17 protein-coding genes are annotated in these 18,559 nt (G+C 60.2%); 8 read left to right on the forward strand and 9 right to left on the reverse strand.

From position 1 onward, the window contains the following. Nucleotides 1-836 (reverse strand): molybdopterin-dependent oxidoreductase (locus Q0G18_RS06050; protein WP_297150733.1); only part of this gene is annotated, 836 nt, incomplete at its 3' end. Nucleotides 837-1,097: 261 nt separating this feature from the next. Here Q0G18_RS06050 and Q0G18_RS06055 point away from each other — a divergent pair. Continuing rightward, on the forward strand, nt 1,098-1,685 hold the full coding sequence (locus Q0G18_RS06055; protein WP_297150738.1) for a TetR/AcrR family transcriptional regulator: 588 nt from the start codon (nt 1,098-1,100) through the stop codon (nt 1,683-1,685). A 278-nt stretch (nt 1,686-1,963) separates the two neighbouring features. Here Q0G18_RS06055 and Q0G18_RS06060 read toward each other — a convergent pair whose 3' ends face one another. The 3 genes from Q0G18_RS06060 to Q0G18_RS06070 form a co-directional block, all read right to left on the reverse strand. Further along, nucleotides 1,964-2,272 (reverse strand): MGMT family protein, encoded by a 309-nt coding sequence (locus Q0G18_RS06060; protein ID WP_297150741.1) that lies wholly within the window; start codon nt 2,270-2,272, stop codon nt 1,964-1,966. Nucleotides 2,273-2,443: 171 nt separating this feature from the next. Next, complete coding sequence (locus tag Q0G18_RS06065; RefSeq protein ID WP_297150744.1) at nt 2,444-2,950, reverse strand: CBS domain-containing protein; 507 nt, start codon at nt 2,948-2,950, stop codon at nt 2,444-2,446. Between the two features lie 3 nt (nt 2,951-2,953). Beyond that, on the reverse strand, nt 2,954-4,393 hold the full coding sequence (locus Q0G18_RS06070; protein ID WP_297150747.1) for a DHA2 family efflux MFS transporter permease subunit: 1,440 nt from the start codon (nt 4,391-4,393) through the stop codon (nt 2,954-2,956). Nucleotides 4,394-4,912: 519 nt separating this feature from the next. On the opposite strand from Q0G18_RS06070, the gene Q0G18_RS06075 reads away from it, so the two are divergent. Beyond that, nucleotides 4,913-5,254 (forward strand): ArsC/Spx/MgsR family protein, encoded by a 342-nt coding sequence (locus tag Q0G18_RS06075; RefSeq protein WP_006234747.1) that lies wholly within the window; start codon nt 4,913-4,915, stop codon nt 5,252-5,254. A gap of 162 nt (nt 5,255-5,416) precedes the next feature. Here Q0G18_RS06075 and Q0G18_RS06080 read toward each other — a convergent pair whose 3' ends face one another. Next, nucleotides 5,417-7,513 (reverse strand): MFS transporter, encoded by a 2,097-nt coding sequence (locus tag Q0G18_RS06080; RefSeq protein ID WP_297150759.1) that lies wholly within the window; start codon nt 7,511-7,513, stop codon nt 5,417-5,419. A gap of 96 nt (nt 7,514-7,609) precedes the next feature. Beyond that, complete coding sequence (locus Q0G18_RS06085; protein WP_297150762.1) at nt 7,610-8,044, reverse strand: MarR family winged helix-turn-helix transcriptional regulator; 435 nt, start codon at nt 8,042-8,044, stop codon at nt 7,610-7,612. Nucleotides 8,045-8,599: 555 nt separating this feature from the next. Between Q0G18_RS06085 and Q0G18_RS06090 the strand changes: the two genes are divergently transcribed. After that, entirely contained in the window at nt 8,600-10,012 is a 1,413-nt protein-coding gene (locus tag Q0G18_RS06090; RefSeq protein WP_297150786.1) for a sodium:alanine symporter family protein, read from the forward strand. A 130-nt stretch (nt 10,013-10,142) separates the two neighbouring features. On the opposite strand, the gene arsS is transcribed toward Q0G18_RS06090, so the two are convergent. Both arsS and Q0G18_RS06100 read right to left on the reverse strand, forming a co-directional pair. Further along, complete coding sequence (gene arsS, locus Q0G18_RS06095) at nt 10,143-11,129, reverse strand: arsenosugar biosynthesis radical SAM (seleno)protein ArsS (protein WP_297150765.1); 987 nt, start codon at nt 11,127-11,129, stop codon at nt 10,143-10,145. Between the two features lie 78 nt (nt 11,130-11,207). Then, nucleotides 11,208-11,546 (reverse strand): arsenosugar biosynthesis-associated peroxidase-like protein, encoded by a 339-nt coding sequence (locus tag Q0G18_RS06100; RefSeq protein WP_276995450.1) that lies wholly within the window; start codon nt 11,544-11,546, stop codon nt 11,208-11,210. Between the two features lie 221 nt (nt 11,547-11,767). On the opposite strand from Q0G18_RS06100, the gene galE reads away from it, so the two are divergent. Next, nucleotides 11,768-12,901: a UDP-glucose 4-epimerase GalE gene (gene galE, locus Q0G18_RS06105; protein WP_297150768.1), complete on the forward strand. Its 1,134-nt coding sequence runs from the start codon at nt 11,768-11,770 to the stop codon at nt 12,899-12,901. A 122-nt stretch (nt 12,902-13,023) separates the two neighbouring features. On the opposite strand, the gene Q0G18_RS06110 is transcribed toward galE, so the two are convergent. Next, on the reverse strand, nt 13,024-13,689 hold the full coding sequence (locus Q0G18_RS06110; RefSeq protein WP_297150771.1) for an HAD family hydrolase: 666 nt from the start codon (nt 13,687-13,689) through the stop codon (nt 13,024-13,026). A gap of 663 nt (nt 13,690-14,352) precedes the next feature. On the opposite strand from Q0G18_RS06110, the gene Q0G18_RS06115 reads away from it, so the two are divergent. The 4 genes from Q0G18_RS06115 (at nt 14,353) to Q0G18_RS06130 (ending at nt 18,498) form a co-directional block, all read left to right on the forward strand. Beyond that, nucleotides 14,353-15,501, forward strand: a complete 1,149-nt coding sequence (locus Q0G18_RS06115) for an ImmA/IrrE family metallo-endopeptidase (protein WP_297150774.1) — start codon at nt 14,353-14,355, stop codon at nt 15,499-15,501. A 2-nt stretch (nt 15,502-15,503) separates the two neighbouring features. Continuing rightward, a complete protein-coding gene (locus Q0G18_RS06120) occupies nt 15,504-15,986 on the forward strand; it encodes a DUF4411 family protein (protein ID WP_297150777.1) in 483 nt (160 codons plus the stop codon). 305 nt (nt 15,987-16,291) lie between these two features. Next, nucleotides 16,292-16,519 (forward strand): hypothetical protein, encoded by a 228-nt coding sequence (locus Q0G18_RS06125; RefSeq protein ID WP_297150780.1) that lies wholly within the window; start codon nt 16,292-16,294, stop codon nt 16,517-16,519. Beyond that, nucleotides 16,519-18,498, forward strand: coding sequence for an N-6 DNA methylase (locus Q0G18_RS06130; protein WP_297150783.1), 1,980 nt, complete (start codon nt 16,519-16,521; stop codon nt 18,496-18,498). The genes Q0G18_RS06125 and Q0G18_RS06130 overlap by 1 nt, the downstream gene beginning before the upstream one ends. The last annotated feature ends 61 nt before the right edge of the window (nt 18,499-18,559 follow it).

An 18,559-nucleotide genomic window follows, 5' to 3' on the forward strand; every position in this document is an offset into this window, starting at 1 on the left:
CCGTACGTCCACTTCTCCACGAAATCGTGGTCGTAGAGGTCTTCGGTGATGATTACATTGAGCAGCCCCAAAGCGAGCGCCGCATCCGTACCCGGTCGCAGCTGCAGCACCATGTCCGCACGCGTGCCCAGCCAGGTGATGCGTGGGTCGACGCAGATGAGCTTCGAACCACGCTGCATGAGGTCGATGATGGCGTGTCCCCAGAAGCCGTCCGGGTTGGACTTCAGCGGCTCTTTGCCCCACAGCATGATGTACTTGGGCGGCTCCCAGCCAGGATGGTCGTAGCGGTCGGGGTAGCGCGGCGCGTAGTCGATTTCGGGGTAACCGCCTCCGGCGAGATAGCCCATGACCGAAGCGCGAGGGCCGTAGCACGACCAGCCGGACTGCGTATAGCAGGAGTTCGGCGTGCCAATCGCCATGAAAGCGAGCAGGTTGTAGAACTGCGTCGACTCGCGGCCCGTCCCCGTCATGACCAAGATTGATTCAGGCCCGTACTTCTCTTTGCACTCGTTTATCTTGCCGATGATCATGTCGAGTGCTTCGTCCCAGGTAATCTGCTCCCACTTATCGTTCTGGCCGCGGTACTTCGGATCGCGCTTCATCGGGTGGATAATGCGGTCGGGATTGTACATGTAATCTTTGAGCGCGAGGCAGCGAGGGCAGAGCGATCCGCGTGTAATGGGGTGCTCCGGGTCGCCTTCCACGTGCGTGACCTTGCCGTCCTTCACGGTCAGCAGCAAACCGCATCCAACGGGATGGCATCCCGGAGGAGACCACGCGCATGTGCGTACGGTCACCGAGCCATCGGGATTTGGATGCTTCCATTCCTTTTGCATGTTCCCTTCCTCTCTCGCAGGTGAACCTGTCGGCCTATGGTTCGCACCTTCGGCCATTCGGGCAGATGAACGGCATCGACTCGTTCATCTGGTTCGATGGTATGAGCTTGCAGGGCGCTGCGTAATGCTTCAAAATTGCCCGGGGGATTCTTCTTTTGAGAACAACCTATGAAAAAGTCTCACCAAACTAGATGGTTCGGCTCATTCGTCTCGAAGGCCAAGGGCGAGCGATCGTGAAGGAAAACGCAAGGGGGCATAGTCGTGAGAGCGGATTCCGAGGCTTTGAAAGAGGCGTCCACGAAACAGCGCATCGTGGAGGCCCTCACCGAGCTCGTCCAGGACACGTCGTTTGACAAAATACGTGTGAGCGACATTTGCGAGAAGGCGTACATATCGAAGGCGACGCTCTATCGCCATTTCGAGAACAAGTACGAGATTGTTCGCTGGCTGTTCACGAAAAGCTGCGCTGCTGGCGTCGACCTTATCGGCATAGATTACAACTGGTTCGAAGGGAATATCGTTACCACGCGAATGCTTCAACCGCACGCCGACCTGCTTTCGAGCATCATGCAAAAAGAGGATATGGCCGCGTTTGCCACAACGCGCCAGCGCTATGAAACGCTCGTGTCCACTATCTGCGAGGTCAAGCACCAAGAAGTGACCACGGAGCTGGAGTATCAGATCACTGCTTATGTTCACACGGAGGTTGCCCTGGTTGAGCATTGGTTCAGGATGCGCGAGAACGTCTCTGTGCGACAACTCTGCGACTATATCGTCTCTGCGGTGGCAGAGCCGCTTTTCGATCTTTTGAACGAGCCGGAGCACACGGGAAACTTCGGAACGAAATAGGACCTGCCTTTTTCTCGGCCTGCGCCTTCCTGCGAGAAGTCATGCTGCTTACTGTTGCCGCCATGAGCTTCGTGCTTGCATGAGGGATGCTGCCCTGTCCCGACCATAGGTCAGTCGCTCTTTTGACGAGGCGGTGACTCCCGACCTTGGCGTGCAGCTGGAGGCGGCAGGTGTTTGCACTGGTGCTCCGCTCTTCGTGGGGCATGTCGCTTTGCCATAGGTTGTCCGGGGATGGGGTGGGGTGCGAGCGCCACCCCACCCGCCGACGTGCTGCCTGGCTACTCGTTCCACTGGTACTTTCTCATGTCGACGTTGCCGTTGTCCCGGAAGGTGACCCCCTCCTCGACTAATAGCGCTCGCTGGTCGGGGAAGTTGGGTGCGAGGCGTCCCGCGTGGTTGACGACGCGATGGCACGGGTAGTCGCCGTAGTGGTCTGCCGCGCTTAGCACCGATCCGACCAAGCGAGAGTTTTTCTCTCTGCCGATGAGGCGCGCGATCTGACCGTATGAGGCGACGCGCCCCGCTGGAATCTCCGCTACGACGGAGAGGATCTCGTAAACCAAATCTTCATCCAGGACTTTTCCCATCGTGTCGCTCCGTGTTCGTTTTCGCCTTTAAAGTTGCGGGTCCCATTGCTGACTCCGGCCCTCACTGCATCTCAAACGAAGCATTGAGGGAAAACTCTCGCGTGTCAAGGTCGTCCGGCCCAGCTGTCGGCTCGGTGTTTCGAGGCGCTCACCCCGAGGGCGCCCCGGCTCCTATTGAAAAAGGATGCCGAACAGGTACTTGGTGATTGCGGAGCGGCGGATAACGCCCACGAGTTTGCCCTCGTCATCCACAACGGGAAGCTTCTTGAACTTCTTTTTTGCCAGCAGCGCGGCGACGCGGGCGATGCTTTGGTCGGGTCGGGCGCACACTACCTTGCGCGTCGCGAAATCCATGACGCAGCGATCCTTCAGGTCCTCGATGCGCTGCTCAAGGCTCTGATCGTCGAAGTACAGCATAGACGCGTCGCCGCCTGTGAAAATGGTGTGGGCGCGATGTTGCGCGATGGCGCCCATGACATCGCCGTCGGAGATGAACCCGACCACCTGGTTGCGCTCGTCGACCACGGGCATGCTGCTCACCTCGTTCTCGGCGAGCATGCGCACCACGTCGGAGATCGTGCAATCTTGCGCGCAGGTGAACGGTTCTTCAATCATGATGCTCGAAACGGGCGTCCCCTCGAGCTCGAGCGGGATGCGCTCGGACAGAATCTCGGACATCGCTTATGCCTCCTTCGTTTTAGGTGCAGCCTTCTTGGCGCGCACGCTGAACACGGCGTAGATAAGGGAAACGAGGCCGATGGCCGCGCACACCTTGTAAGCGACGCCTGCGCCCACGGCGGTGGCGACTTGGATGCTCGCGTCGACGCCGGCGGACGCAGTGACGCTTGTCATGACCGTGATGATGAGCGCCGTGCACAAACCGCCGGCGACCTGGCGGCCGGTGTTCGCGATGGCGTTGCCGTGGGCGATCATGTCGTTGGTCAGGGCATTGACACCCCATGTGTTCACCGGCATGTTCGCGAGCGACTGGCCGGCGGACTGCAGCATGCAGAACAGCGCAACCACCAGGATGGGTGTGTTGACCGTCGAAAGCGAGAGCAAGAACAGGGCGCCGGTCATGAGGGCCAGGCCGACGATCGAGATGGCGCGCGGACCGAATTTGTCGAACACCACGCCGGAAATGGGGCTGATGATGATGCCCACCGCCGCTGCGGGAAGCATGGCCATGCCGGTTTCGAAGGCCGAAGCGCCGAGCGAGGTTTGCAGCAGCAGCGGCAACAACGTGTTGGTGACCAGGCATGCAGCGTTGATCAGCGTGACGATGATGGCCGCCACGCGGAATTCGCGCGTCTTGAGCGTGCCCAGTTGAAGCAGCGGGTCCTCGATTTTGCCCTGGCGTACGACGAACAGCACCAAGCACACGACGCCTGCGACGATCGAGCCGAGCACCACGGGGCTGCCCCATCCCATCGACGAGGCACTGGAGAACCCGTAGAGAAGCCCGCCGAAAGCGATGGTGGAAAGAACGACCGAAAGCAGGTCGAGTTTGGGGTTCTTCAGCTCGCCCACGTTCTTCAGCATGAAAATGCCCAGCACCAGCACGAGAATTGCGAGGGGGACGATGGCGCCGATCATGGTGCGCCAACCGTACGTGTCGATCACCGCGCCGCCTACGACGGGGCCGACCGCGGGACCCGCCGACATGACAATGCCCGCCATACCCATAGCCGTCCCTCGCTTCTCGACGGGGAACACCAGCATGGGAACCACCGAGACCAGCGGCATGAGCACGCCCGACCCCGCCGCTTGCAGCACGCGACCGATGATGAGGAACAAGAAATCAGGGGCTGCGGCGCACAGCAGCGTGCCCAGCGCGAACACCAGCGTTGCCCCGAAGAACAGCGCGCGGGTGCTGAACTTGTCGATAAGGAACGCCGAAACGGGGACCATGATGCCGCTCACCAGCGGGTATATGGACATGATCCACTGGGCAGTCGAGGCATCGATGGCGAAATCGGACATGATGACCGGCAATGCAGGCGACATCACCGTTTGGTTCAGTAGCGCCAAGAAGGCACCCAGGACGACGACCGCAACGATGCGAATCTGGGTACCGGTAATGCGCCCATTGGCGGGCGCGACCGTGGAATTATCAGACATAAGCTTCCTTCGTATCTATTCGGTTCTTCGCCAAAGGAACGCTGGCCTGTGGCGAAATTTCATGTACGCGCTATGCGCGCATCAGATACGACAAGAGGAAAGCGGCTGCTCAGAGCGCACTTGGGGAACAACAGGAGAGGCCCCGTATACCAGGGGCCGTCGAATTGCGATGTATGCTTTGGTCAAATCCTTCATAGCGGGGAGGTATCCTAGCAGCCGCCTTCGCCCCTTTCAAGGGATGTAACCCAGACGTTGATTTTCTTCACCGAGGCGCCATCGTTGACGGGCGGTGTGGTTCTCTATCGCCACGCCGCGTGGCGAGGGAACGCTGCGGCGAGCTTGCGCATCGGCTATGTGTGCAGCTGTGAGCGTGTTGCCGGCGCGCACTGGGTGCCAGTCCGATCCGGCCGACTCTTGCCGACGGTCGGTCGCCGTCCTCCTCCATCTCCGCCTGCTCTGTTTTTGCACGGCTCCCTTGTCGTATCATGGACGGACGAGAATTGACCGAAGGTGGTACGTATGAACATCCAGATATTCGGCACGAAGAAAAGCTTCGATACCAAGAAGGCGCAGCGTTACTTCAAGGAGCGTCGCGTGAAGTTCCAGTTCATCGACTTGAAGGAAAAGGGGATGAGCAAAGGAGAGCTCGAAAGCGTGGCGCGCGCCGTCGGCGGGATCGACGCCGTGATCGATCCAAAGGCGAAAGATGCCGACACGGTTGCGCTCGTACAGTACCTCGCTGCCGACCAGAAGTTCGAAAAGGTGCTCGATAACCAGCAGATTCTTCGCGAGCCCATCGTTCGCAACGGCCGCCAGGCAACCGTCGGCTACGAGCCCGACGTGTGGAAGGGCTGGGAATAAAGCGGCTGGGATTAAAGCGAAGCGCCCGCGCCCGTGGTTTTATCCATGGACGCGGGCGCTTGCGTAAGACGCCTTTTGTCGTTTGAGCGGAGTGCCCCGGCGGCGCTGAACAACGCGTCCCAGCGACGTGGCTGGGACGGCAGGGCGCGTTGGTACGGGTCGTTACTTCCCAGCTTGTGCGAGCCTCTTCTTGTCCTTGTAGGGAACGAGCAGCACAAGCCCCACGATCGAGCAGGCGGCCACGAACAGCGACATGCCCTTGAAGCCGCTGTTCATCGTTTGCTGGTAGGCCTCCTGAATCTCCGCGGCATCGTTGTCGACTTCGGTCAGGTAATTCTCCTTCGCCTCGTCGAGCATGGCGGGCACGGCATCTCGGGCTTCCTCCATCTGCGACACGATGGTCTGCAGCTCGTCGCGTTGGGCGGCCATGGCGGTTGCTGCAGGTGCCGGCACGCGGCTCATCTGGGCATTCATGCTGTCTAGGCCCTCCTGCATGGAGGCTATGCCCTTATCGAACCCGCCTTGGATGTTGCCCTCGATCGTCGGCTTCATGGCGTCGAACATCTCGCTCGAGAGCGCTTTGCATGCGGAAACCACCGTGGTGACGTCGGAGTTCTTCAGCTGCTCGAGCGTCTCGTCGCTCATCTCGAAGCTTCCGTCCCCACTCGTGCTGTCCACGCCCACCTCGATGGTGCGATAGTCCTCAAGTGACGGAATCTCGACTCCCTCGAGCATTTTCGCGCCATTCTCGGTCTCGCGAAGGCTCGCAAGTTCGCTGTCAAGCTCGGCGGCGTGGGGCAGCTCGGAGACGCTCACCTCACTCGGCATCGCATCCATGAGGTTGCCCTGCAGGTAGGCGCTCGCGTGCACGACGAACGCGACCATGATGGCGGGCGCGATCGCGGTGCCGATGGAGCGGACGAGCGACAGCGCGGCCAGCGCCGAGTTCGATTCCTTCTCGTCGGTGTTCTCCAGCATCATGTAGTTGAGCGGCGTGCCCATGGTGAAGCCGAGGCCGAGGCCGGTGATGATCATGGTGGCGCACACGGTGAGGAGGCTTGGCCAGGTGCAGGCCACAAACGCCATGAAAACCGAGCCGATCGCCACGCCGATGAAGCCCATCGCGAGCACCGGTTTCACGCCGTGTTTGTCGATGAGCTTGCCCGACATCATAGCGCCGACGCCGCTGCCCACGCCGAGCAGCGCGATGAAGTAGCCGCCCGATCCCGATTTCATCATCATGGCGTTCTCGCAGAACTGCGGGAAGAAGATGGTGCCCATCATGGCGATGCCTGAAATCACCGCGCACAGAAACGCGATGACGATGTTCGCGTTGGTGAAGTATTTCAGATTGAGAATCGGGTCGGCGGCGCGGCGCTCGCGCAGCACGAACAGCGGCAGAAGCACCACGAACGCCACGAGGAACGGCCATACGTCAGTTGACGCGATCGACGTCGCGAAATCGAAGAAGTCGATGTTTTTAAGCCCGTACATGAGGCTGAGCGTCATGAGCGTGAGGATGAGAATGCCCAGGCCATCGAGGGGCCCCGTCTTCTCGGCTTGCGCGTTCGGGAGACGCTTGACGCCGAGGATCAGCACGATGATGCAGATGGGGATGTTCACGTAGAAGATGAATTGCCACTGCGTCGCCCCGAACACCTCGAGGATTGCGCTGCCCACCGTCGGGCCCAGGATGGAGGCGAGGCCGTACGCCATGCCCACGATGCCGAGCGCCATGCCGCGCTTTTCCTCGGGGAACGCGGTGCCGAACTCCGCCGTAGCAACTGGCATGATGCCGCCGCCACCGAGCGCCTGGATGACGCGCGCGCCGATGAGGATCCAGAAGTTGCCCAAATCCTGTGCGACGCCGCACAGCGCCGAGCCCAAGCCGAAGAGCAGGATGCACAGCAGGTAGACGCCCTTGCGACCATGGCGGTCGGCGAGCTTGCCCATGATGGGGATCGACACGGCGTAGGCGAGCGTGTAGATGGTGATGATCCATACGCCAAGGCTATCGTCAACGCTGAGCGTGTTCTGGATAACGGTACGCGCGGGGTTGACGATGCCCATGTCGAGCGCGCCCATGCATAGTCCGAGCAAATAGACTACGGCGACAAGTGCGTAGCCCTTTCCTTGGCTGCGGACGGTGGGTACTGCTTTGGCGGGGGAACTGCCCGCCGGGGATTGCGGCTTGGTGTCCAAGCCATCCTTAGGTTGAGCAGGCTCGATGTCCTGCTCTTTCATCTTCTGATGCATCATGGGTCTGGGATCTTTCCTTTCTGGTGGTTGTCGATGTGGTGGGGAAAGCTGCGGGAGCGGTCGCGAGGCGGGCACGGCGCGACCGTCGGGCGCTCGTTAGCGGCCGTCGGCTACGGTGGGCGCGGCGTCCACTTCCTGCAGGTTGGCGGCCATGCGCGCTATGAGCTCGCAGGCGCTCGCTTTCTCCTCGGGGGTGAAGCCGTTAAAGAGCGTGTTGTCCAACTCGACGAACGACGCGCGCATCTCGTCGAAGACGCTTGTTGCCTCAGGTGTTGCGCACACGATCTTCTCGCGCTTGTTCTTGCTGTTGACCTTGCGCGTCACCAGGCCTTTCGCTTCGAGCTTTGCGAGCGTCTTCGCGATGGCGCCGCGATCGATGCCGTGTTCGGCCGCAATCGACTCCTGGTTCGACTCGCCGTTCGCGAGGAGGCTCATCAGCACGAGCTGCTCGGGGAAGCCGATGCCCCTGTGAGCCATGTTGCGCTCGGCGAAGGTGCGCATCTTTCGCACGATGATGGAAATGTCCGACATGTACAACGGTTACCCTCTTCCGATTTGCTTATTGTTGCTACGACAACAGTTGCAACGGCAACAATAATGAACCTGACGAGTGGTGTCAATGAAGAAATGGAGAAATGTGCAGGAGGGAACCTGGTGGAGTCGCGGTGGTTTTGGAGCCTGATGCTTTGCGGGTCGTTCGACTTATGGGCGAGTGCGAGCGTCCCAGGGCGCTCTTGAGCGCCGCATCGCTGCCTTTGGCGGGTTGGAAACCCTCATTTCTCACGGCCGAAATATTCTCGAAAAGTGATTCCCCTACCTTTTATTGCGTTATGTAAGTGAAAAACGCATGCGCTTGCGAGGCGGTTTGGCGACTTGGGCCCGGAATCCGACTCGACCCCGACCCGGTCTCAGCTTTCTCGGCCTCCCTGGCACATGCGCTTTTCCCTGTAGAAAGGAGGAGCCATGGAGGACTTCCTGACATCGTTCTTCGTCGCTCCGTTCACCGGGCTGGCAACGGGAATCGCTGCGGCGACAAGCCCCCTTGACGTTATCGATGCGATCGACGGCTTCGTGTGGGGCCCGATCATGATCTTGCTGCTGCTGTTCACGCACATCTTTATGACCGTCCGCACCGGCTTCATCCAGAGGAAACTCGGCACGGGCATTAAGATGTCGGTCACCAAGGACGACCCGTCCGACGCGAGCGGCGACATCACTCAGTTCGGCGCGCTGACCACGGCTCTTGCCGCCACAATCGGCACCGGCAACATCGTCGGCGTGGGCACGGGCCTTCTGTTCGGCGGCCCAGGCGCCATCTTCTGGATGTGGATCACGGGCATCTTGGGCATTGCCACCAAGTACTCCGAGGTCTTCATCGGCGTGAAGTACCGCGTGAAGGACCACTCCGGCAAGATGCTCGGCGGCGCGATGTACGCACTTGAGCGCGGCTTCAAGAATAAGAAGCTTGGTCGCGTTCTCGCTATCTTGTTCGCCCTGTTCGCGTCGCTGGCAGCCTTCGGCATCGGCGCCTCCACGCAGTCGAACTCGCTCGCCGACGCTCTCTACAACACCTCGCTCGTCGACGGCAAGGCTATCCCGCAGTGGCTTGTGGGCGCGATCGTCGTGGTGCTCGTCGCCATCGTCATCTTGGGCGGCATCAAGTCCATTTCCCGGGTGTGCGAGAAGCTTGTCCCCATCATGGCGCTCTTCTACGTGGTGTGCTGCCTAATCATCATCGGCATCAACGGTCAGTACCTCGGCGAGGCGGTCCGCCAGATCATCGAAGGCGCGTTCACTCCTGCAGGCGCTGCCGGCGGCGCCGTTGGCTCGACGGTGACGCTCGCTTTGCAGTTCGGCTTCAAGCGCGGCATCTTCTCCAACGAGTCCGGCATGGGCTCCGCGCCGCTCGTCGCCGCTTCCGCCACCACGAAGAACCCCGCACGTCAGGCGCTTGTTTCCATGACGGGCACCTTTTGGGACACCGTCGTCGTGTGCCTCATCACCGGCCTCATGCTGATGACCACCCTCATCGCGAACCCGGAGCTTTCGACGGCCATCGCGGACGGCACCATCTCCTCTGGCGCAGGCCTTGCGACTGCCGCCTTCGAGAAAATCCCCGTGTTCGGGCCGTTGGTGCTGCTGGTGGGCCTGCTCACTTTCACCTATTCCACCATTCTCGGCTGGAGCCAGTACGGCAACCGCGCGATCAGCTATCTGCTCGGCAAGAAGGCGGTGCTTCCGTACTACATCGTGTTCCTGCTGTTCGTGTTCTGGGGCTGCATGATGGTCGGCGACGCGTCGAACAGCGCCGCGGTTTCCAACCTGAGCTCTACGGTATGGGATTTCGCCGACGTGATGAACGCGCTCATGGCCATTCCGAACTGCATTGCGGTGCTCGGTCTGTCCGCTGTCATCGCGCGCGAGACTAAGCACTACGTCTACGACGGCAATCTTGAGGAAGTCGACGACACTGAGATTCCGCAATACGACGAGAAGTAGTGGCTCGGGTGAATTGCATCCGTAGTTGAGAGATGCAGATATCAAAAAGCCCTCGGTGGCGTGCGTTTTCGCAGGCCATCCGAGGGCTTTGTGTCGTTGAGTGGCGTAAGACCTACGCCGTCGAGCCGCCTCAACTCGACCCCGCGCCTGCGCAGCAAGCATAGCAGTGGTTGCCGAAGCGAATCTCGCGCTTCAAAGGAATCGTCGGGTCCGCCGCCACATCCGCGATGGTGAGGCCGCTTTTGCAGGGCATGCTGACCGCCTGGTTGAAGTCGCAGTCGTACAGGGTGCCGTCCCATGCCACCGAAAGCTGCGTGCGGCACATCATGGCGGGCAGCGTGTCGGCGTTGAACGCGTCGATCAGCGTGTTCATGTAGCGGTCCATGTTGTTCGTCTTGAGCAGACGCTCGCCGAAGCGGCCGCCGGGGGCGTTGGTAATGGCGAACAGGTTGTCAAAGTCGATGTCGAAGTCGGCCTTGAGCTTCGCCTTGTATTCCGCTTCGAGCGCTCCCTGGTCGGGCGGAAGAAATGCGCCGAGCGGATTGAACACCAGGTCGAGCTCGAGCTTCTTGCCGCCGGGCCCGGCGCCCTCGCCCTTCCCGTACCCAAGCGCGCACAGGCGCTGGAGCATCTCGATCGTCGGGTCGAAGGTGCCCGCGCCGCGCTGCTTCTCGGAGGTTTTCTTCACGTAATGGGGAAGCGACGCGATGACGGTGATGCCCAGCTCAGCCCACAGGTCGGGGATATGCTCGTAGCCGGGCTCCTTGCAGATGCTCAGGTTCGAGCGCGTCATCACGCTTGCGCCCGCGCCGACGGCCTCGCGCAAGAACCACTCGTAGTTCGGGTTCATCTCGGGAGCGCCGCCCGTGACGTCGATCGTCTTGAAACCGCGGTCGCGGAAAACGGCGAGGCACTGCTCGAGCGTCTCGCGCGACATCTCCTCGGTGCGCGCGGGGCTCGATTCCACGTGGCAGTGTTTGCATGCCAGGTTGCACTTGAGCCCGATGTTGATCTGCAGCGTGTCGAGCGCGTTCTCGGTGAAACGATAGTCGCCTACGCGTTGCCAAAACGCTGGGTAGGCGGCGAGCGCCTCGTTCACCTCTTCGATGTATCCCATGATCCTCCTCTCGTCTTTCTCGTAAAGCGAGGGCCCGGTGCGCTTCGCGACCAGGCCCTCGAAGGATACGCGATGGGGCTACATCTCGAGGTTCTCGACGATTTTCTTCATCTGCACGCCATGGGCGAGCGCCGCGCCGCCGCGGATCGCATTGACCACGTGGAAGGCCTCGGTCATCTGCTCTTCGGTGACGCCCTTCTGCAGGCAGGAGTTCGTGTAGGCGTCGATGCAGTACGGGCACTGCACGGCGGCTGCCACGGCGAGCGCGATGATGGACTTCTCGCGGGCGGTCAGCGCGCCCTCCTCGAACACCTTGCCGTAGTACGCCATGAAGAGGTCCCACAGCTCAGGGGCGCCTTCGCCAATGCCGTCGGCGGAGAACTTTGCGAGATCTGCCGGGTCGTAATACGTTTCCATGGGGAGCTCCTTTCGCTTGGTCTACCCGCCGCGCGTCGCGCAGCTTGAAGATAGACGTTTGCCACTAATGGAATGATGCCATTATAGCGACGGAGTGTCTGTCTTGACGAGGTTTATTCTTTTTTAGTTGCTTGCCCGCGATGCCGCTGATGAGTACGCGCGCAGCTTTGAGGTGCGGTATCATGGCGATGGCTTGGACCCTCCGAGAAAAGAGTGATTATATGGCAAACAAATCCCTGGCGAAGTCGCCAACCGAGCTTACCATCTTGGTTACCGGCGGCGCCGGGTTCATCGGCTCGCACACCTGCGTCGAGCTGCTTGCGAAAGGCTTCAACGTCGTTATCGTCGACGATTTGAGCAATTCGAGTGAAGTCGCCGTCGAGCGCGTGCGCAAGATTGCTGGCGTCGGTGCCGATCGCTGCGCGTTCCACGAGGCGAACATTCTCGACCGCGATGCGATGGAGGCGATCTTCGCCGAGCACGACGTCGATGCGATCATCCACTTCGCCGGTTTCAAGGCGGTGGGCGAAAGCGTGCAGAAGCCGCTCGAGTACTACTGGAACAACATCGCGGGCACGCTCGTCCTGTGCGATGTCGCGCGCAACCACGGCGTGAAGAACATCGTGTTCTCGTCGAGCGCCACCGTCTATGGCGAGCCGGAGTTCGTGCCCATCACCGAGGACTGCCCGAAGCATTCCGCCACGAATCCTTACGGCCAGACGAAGACTATGCTTGAGCAGGTGCTCACCGACCTCTACGTGGGAGACAACGAGTGGAACGTCGTGCTGCTGCGCTACTTCAACCCGATCGGTGCGCACGAGAGCGGCCTTATCGGCGAGGACCCGAAGGGTATCCCCAACAACCTGGTGCCCTATGTGGCGCAGGTCGCGGTTGGCAAGCTCGCTGCGGTCGGCGTGTTCGGCGACGACTATCCCACACCGGACGGCACGGGCGTGCGCGACTACATCCACGTGGTCGACTTGGCGCGCGGGCATGTTGCCGCACTCGACTGGATGGGCGGCAAGGTCGGCACGGGCGAGCCTTCCGGGCTCGGCTCGATCCAGGGCGAGGCTCAGGCTGACGGGTCTCGTCGGGGCGTGGGCATTTTTAACCTGGGAACCGGCAAGGGATCGAGCGTTCTCGACGTGATCCATGCGTTCGAGCGTGCTTGCGGCAAGGTGATTCCCTACGAGATCAAGCCTCGCCGTGCGGGCGATATCGCAACCAATTACGCTGCTTGCGACAAGGCGGAGCGAGAGCTGGGCTGGGTTGCGCAGTACGACCTCGACCGCATGTGCGCCGACAGCTGGCGCTGGCAGTCGATGAACCCCGACGGCTACACGACGGAGGCGTAGGCTTTCGAGAAAATATGGGGGCGGGCATTGAGTGTCCCTATATTGTTAGTATACGAAAAGGGAGCGGCTCCTCAACGTAGGGGAACCGCTCCCTTTGGTTTTGCCCTTGTTGTCTTGGGACTCTAGGATTCTGGTGCATATTCCAGCAGGTCGGAGAAGCTTTCGAGCATGATGTCCGACCCTGCGTCGCGCATTTCTTGCGCGGTGTGGTACCCCCACGAAACGCCGATGCCGCAGGCGCCGGCGCGATGAGCGACCAAGATGTCGTTCGGTGAGTCGCCCAGATAAGCGGTGCGCTCTGGCGTGCTGCCCAGCTCCTCGATGGTGTGCAGCAGGCCCGCCGGGTTCGGCTTTCGGGGAATGTCCTCGCATTCGCCGTGTTCCACGTCGAAAAGGCCGGGGAGGCATTGGGCGATGATCTTGTGCACGCCTCCGTCGAACTTGTTGGACAGAACGCCCAGCTTGCAGCCCCGACGGCGCAGCTCGGCGAGCGTTTCGGGGACGTGCGGGTAGGGCGCGGTCAGGTGGTTGTCGTATTCCAGGTTGAAGCGCTTCCAGCATGCAACTGCCTGGTCGGCTATGTCTTTCGGGGTGTTCTCGGGCACCGCTTGGTACATGAGCGCGACAAGCCCGTTGCCCACGAAGCTCAAAACCTCGTCGTGCGTTCGCTCGGGGAATCCCTGCTCGCGAAGGGCCTCGTTAGTGACAACGACCAAATCGGGCAGCGTGTCCAAGATGGTGCCGTCGAGATCGAAGATGAAGGTGTCGAATGTTTGCTTTTCGCTCATGGGTGAAGTCGCTCCTTCTCTTCCTTATAAGAGAGACCTGCTGCAATAGAAAAACCTGTCTTATCGGGCTGATTAAGAGGCAATGTGCGCTCCGTTGTCGTCGGTTTTCAATGGGGCGAATGACGGGATTCGAGCTCGTGAACGTGAGCTAGGAAAGCCAATATCCGCGAATTCGAATCTCATCTGCGGTTCCAGCGTTTGCCCAGGTAGTTGTCATTATAAAGTTAGGTTTTGCGGGTAAACATTATACGCTTGGTGGATGTATTGGCGGACTTCTTCATGATTTATGTTGACTTATCGAGAATGGGCTATTCCAGGGAACCCGGAATAGCCTGCGAAGCGCAGGGCCGGAGCGAAGGGTCATCTGTGATGTTGGTGGCGGCGCGGGCGCAGCAGGTGGAGAGGCTTGTGCGAACTAATGTAATTCTGTGCGCGGAACGGGCGATTGCATGCATGGTGACATCAGTCTACGTGGTGTTGAAGGGAACTCTGCCGGTGATTGACCCGTATGGACTAATGGAGGTGATGAGGGATTGCATGCATTGAGGCATGGAATCGCTGGTACGTTTTCCCGATTGGTCGTCCCAGGACGGTGGCGCCCCCTTCTGCAACCACGTATAATCGGGGTAAAAGGACCCGACGATTAGGAGGGGAGGTTGCGGGATGGCGACATTGAACACCGAGGTACTTGAATGGGCCGTTGCCCGCAGCGGCCTTTCCGACGAGCAAATCGTCAAGGCATTCCCCAAGTACCACGCTTGGCTCGACGGCTCCTGGAAACCGACCGTCAAGCAGTTGCGCGACTTCGCGAGCAGGATGCACGTGAGCGTGAGCGAGCTCTTCGCGAGCGACCTGCCCGATTACGCGCTGCAAATCGCGGACTTCCGTACGATCGACGATGCGCCCGCGCAAGATCCGAGCCCCGAGCTCTTCGATACCGTCGATGCCATGATGGCCCGACAGGAATGGATGAGGAATTATTTCCTGCACGAGGGATATGCCCCCATCGACTTCGTTGGATCTTATGCCGGTGCGCCGCTGGTCGAGAAGACGAGAGACAGAATAGTTAGTGATCTGCACGATTTTTTGAGCCTAGGTGAGAGTTGGGCCGCCTCCTGCAAAACGGTTGCGGAGGCGCTTAAGACGCTCAAGGATCGCGTAGAGACCGCTGGCGTATCCGTGGCAATCAACGGCGTGGTGAACGATAACACGCATCGCGTCCTGAAGACCGACGAGTTCAGGGGCTTCGTCCTGGCAGACAGCATGGCGCCGATCATCTTCGTCAACGGGCGCGACACCAAGAGCGCACAGATCTTCACGCTTGTACACGAGTTGTGCCACCTTGCCTTCGCCCAGACTGGCGTGAGCAATGCGCCGGACGACGAAGATAGCGACATTGCTATGGAGCGGTTCTGCAACGCCGTCGCTGCCGACTTCCTTGTGCCGATGGGCATACTTGCGAACTGGGTCGATGGCGGTGCAGGTGATGCGTACTCCGCCTTGCAGGCTGTTACACGCGCCTGCAAGGTCAACTTCGTCGTGGTGGCGAGGAGAGCCAAGGATGCAGGACTTATCGACGAAGACACCTTCTTTCGTGCATATAGGTGCTACAAGGATAGCATGGTCGAGGTCGCCAAGCCCGGCAAGGGCGGCGGCAACTACTTCAACACCAAACAATACAAGCTTGGGTCCGTGTTTTCCGAGGCCGTACTCGCTGCGGTGCACTCCGATTACCTAAGCTATCGCGACGCCTACGACCTCACTGGCATGAGCGCGCCGAGCTTCAAGACTTACTTCGAAGAGGTGGCGTAACGTTGGAGCGCTACCTTCTTGACTCAAACATCTTCATCCAGAGCGAGCACAACTTACCGCAGGATATCTTCGAGGGTTTCTGGCGTGAGCTGGGGAGCCTGCTCGAAATGGGCACGGCGGTGCTGCACCAAACGGTGGCCGACGAGCTGAAGCGCAAGCAGGACCCTTTGGCTAACTGGATCGAGGGCCTGAGCGGAATTAAGACAATGGCACCGAGCGAGGAGACGCTCGAAAAATATTTGGAGGTGTGCTCTTGGGCCGACGGGCAAGGCTACGACTCTCGGGCGCTCCGCGAGTTCAAAGCCGAGTCCCGCGCCGACGCCTGGCTGTGTGCTGAGGCGCTGGCAAGCGACCTCACCCTGGTGACCTATGAGACGGCATCGAACTCCATCAGGAAGGTCAAGATCCCCAACGTCTGCGCAGGAATGGGCATCCGCTGCATCAATGGGTTCGACTTTATGCGCGTCCAAGGTTTCCGTTTCTAGCCAGTTGACGCTTCGCCGCATACCCTGGCCTCTAGGTCAGGCGTACGTGGGTAAGCTGGAGAGGGCTAGCGGACCGGGCGGTTGTGCTTAGGGTGTGCGGCAGAAAAACATCCCCCCATATCCTCTATTCGCCTGAGCGGTGGCGGCATATGACGACGTGGAGTCGTCCTTGCAAGTGACCACCCTGTTTTTCTTGAAGCAAACAAACCTTTTACCTGCCTTTTCTTGGTGCTCTGCTTGCTTTCATCTAGGTATAGACCTATAATGATTCTTACTATGACAAAGCTATGTCCTTGGGAGGTGTCATGCCGTCAGAAGCTCAAAAGCGGGCCGATCGTAAGTACAAGCACGACAAGACCCAGCAGTTCTGCCTGCGGTTTTATCCCGCCGAAGAGGAGATCTGGTCATTCCTCTCTGCGCAGGAGAACAAGCAGGGGTTTCTTAAAGATTTGATTAGCCGCGCGATGGGCGTCGCGTCGGACAGCCCCGCGCACGTTGGCAGCAACACCAAGGTCGGAAGGACGGAATCGTAATGTCGCAAGTGAGCAAGGCTTCGGTCATCCAGCCGGAGACCATACTGGACTTTATCGACGGTGTGACACAGCGCAGGGACACACCCGAGGAGCGTGTGCGCCAGGAAATCTTGAAGTCCCTCGTTCGCGAGTACGGCTACAAGAAGGAGCAGATCGGGGTCGAGGAGTCGATCAAATTCGGCAGCAACCGCAAGGCGGTCGATATCGCCATCTGGGAGCCCGGCAAGACCCATACCCAAGAGAACATCTACACCATCGTCGAGTGCAAGGACCCCAAGACCAAGGCAAAGGGCAAGAAAGACGGCGTGGACCAGATGCATTCCTATGCGTCTGCCTGCATGAATTCAACCTATGGCATGTGGACCAACGGCGACGAGCTGCTTATCTTCCGTTACGTGGTGGACGATGCCGGTAAGCGCGTCCCCGAAGCCGTACCCGACCTACCGCATGCCGGTGGCGAGGTGCCCGACGACGCACCTCGCTTCGACCAGCTGCGCCCCGCCGCCAGCGACTCACTGCTATACTCATTCCGCCGTTGCCACAACTACATCGCCGGAAACCAAGGCATCCAAAAGGCCGAAGCATTCCTTGAACTGCTTAAGATTATCTTCTGCAAAATCCAGGACGAGCGCGACTCCGAGACGCCGACGTTCTACATCACGCCGACCGAACGCCAGGGCGCCGCGGGCAAGAATAAGTGCCGTAAGCGCATCGAGGCACTCTTTGGAAACGTCAAGCAGTCGTACGAGACCATCTTCAAGGCCGATGAGCACATCGCACTAACCGACGACGTGCTCGCCTACATCGTGGCGCAGCTGCAAATGTATTCCCTGCTCGAGAGCGACGTGGACGTTAAGGGCCACGCGTACGAGACAATCGTGGGTTCCAACCTGCGCGGCGACAAGGGCCAGTTCTTCACGCCGCGCAACATGTGCCACATGATGGTGCGGATGGTCGACCCGTCCGAAAACGACGTCATCCTCGACCCTGCCATGGGCACCTGCGGCTTTCTGGTCACGGCCATGAACTACGTGCTCGAGAAGATCAGAGACTCCGTCGAGGCGAGCGGGCGTAGCAAGGCCGCCAAGCAAGAGGCACTGGTCGCGCGCAAGCGCGAGTTCCTGTCCAAGCATATCGTAGGCATCGACTTCGACCCCATCCTGGTGCGCGCCTCCAAGATGAACATGGTCATGAATAACGACGGCGCAGGACAGTTGTTTCACGTCAACTCGCTCGAGCCGTTCTCGGGCTTTGAGCCCAAGCTGCAGAAGGCGCTGCGCCTGGACGCCGCCGACGTCGCGGCAAATAAGGCACTGCAGCCGGGGCACGGCGTTACGGCGATTATGACCAACCCGCCTTTTGGCTCCAAGATTCCCATCGAAGACCCGGCGATTCTGGAATCCTTCGACCTTGGACACACCTGGTCGTGGTCCGAGGAGGATGCCGAGTGGAGGATGGAACCCAAGCTCTTCTCATCCCAGCCGCCCGAGATCCTCTTCATCGAGCGATGCGTCCGCCTGCTTGAGCCCGGCGTGGGCGTGGCGGCGCTCGTCATCCCCAATGGCATCCTGGGCAATCCAGGCCTCGGCTACGTGCGCCAGTGGATTTTGCGCCATGCACAGATCCTGGGCTCGGTGGACATGCACCCGGACGCCTTCCAGCCCAACGTGGGCGTGCAGACATCCGTCCTTGTGCTGCGGCGCTGGGACAGCGAGGAAGAGGCGTACTGCAAGGACGGCACCTTCCAGGATTACAAGATATTCATGGCCATCTGCGACCACGTGGGGCACGACAAACGCGGACAGACCACCTACGTGCGCGACGATGACGGCTACCCAATCGTACGGGAGCAGACCACCGCAGTGACGGGCAAGGTGGGCTCCGAGGAGGAGAGCGGCCACACTTCGACGGAGCGTGTGGTGGATGACGAGACGATGGCAATAGCCGATGCCTTCCTTGAATGGAGGCGCGACCAATGACGAACGCACCTTTGGTGAAGAGCATCCGGCTTTCCACCGTGCTGGGCGGCGACGTGCGGCT

Source organism: uncultured Ellagibacter sp., from assembly GCF_934636505.1.
Taxonomy (GTDB): Bacteria; Actinomycetota; Coriobacteriia; order Coriobacteriales; family Eggerthellaceae; genus Ellagibacter.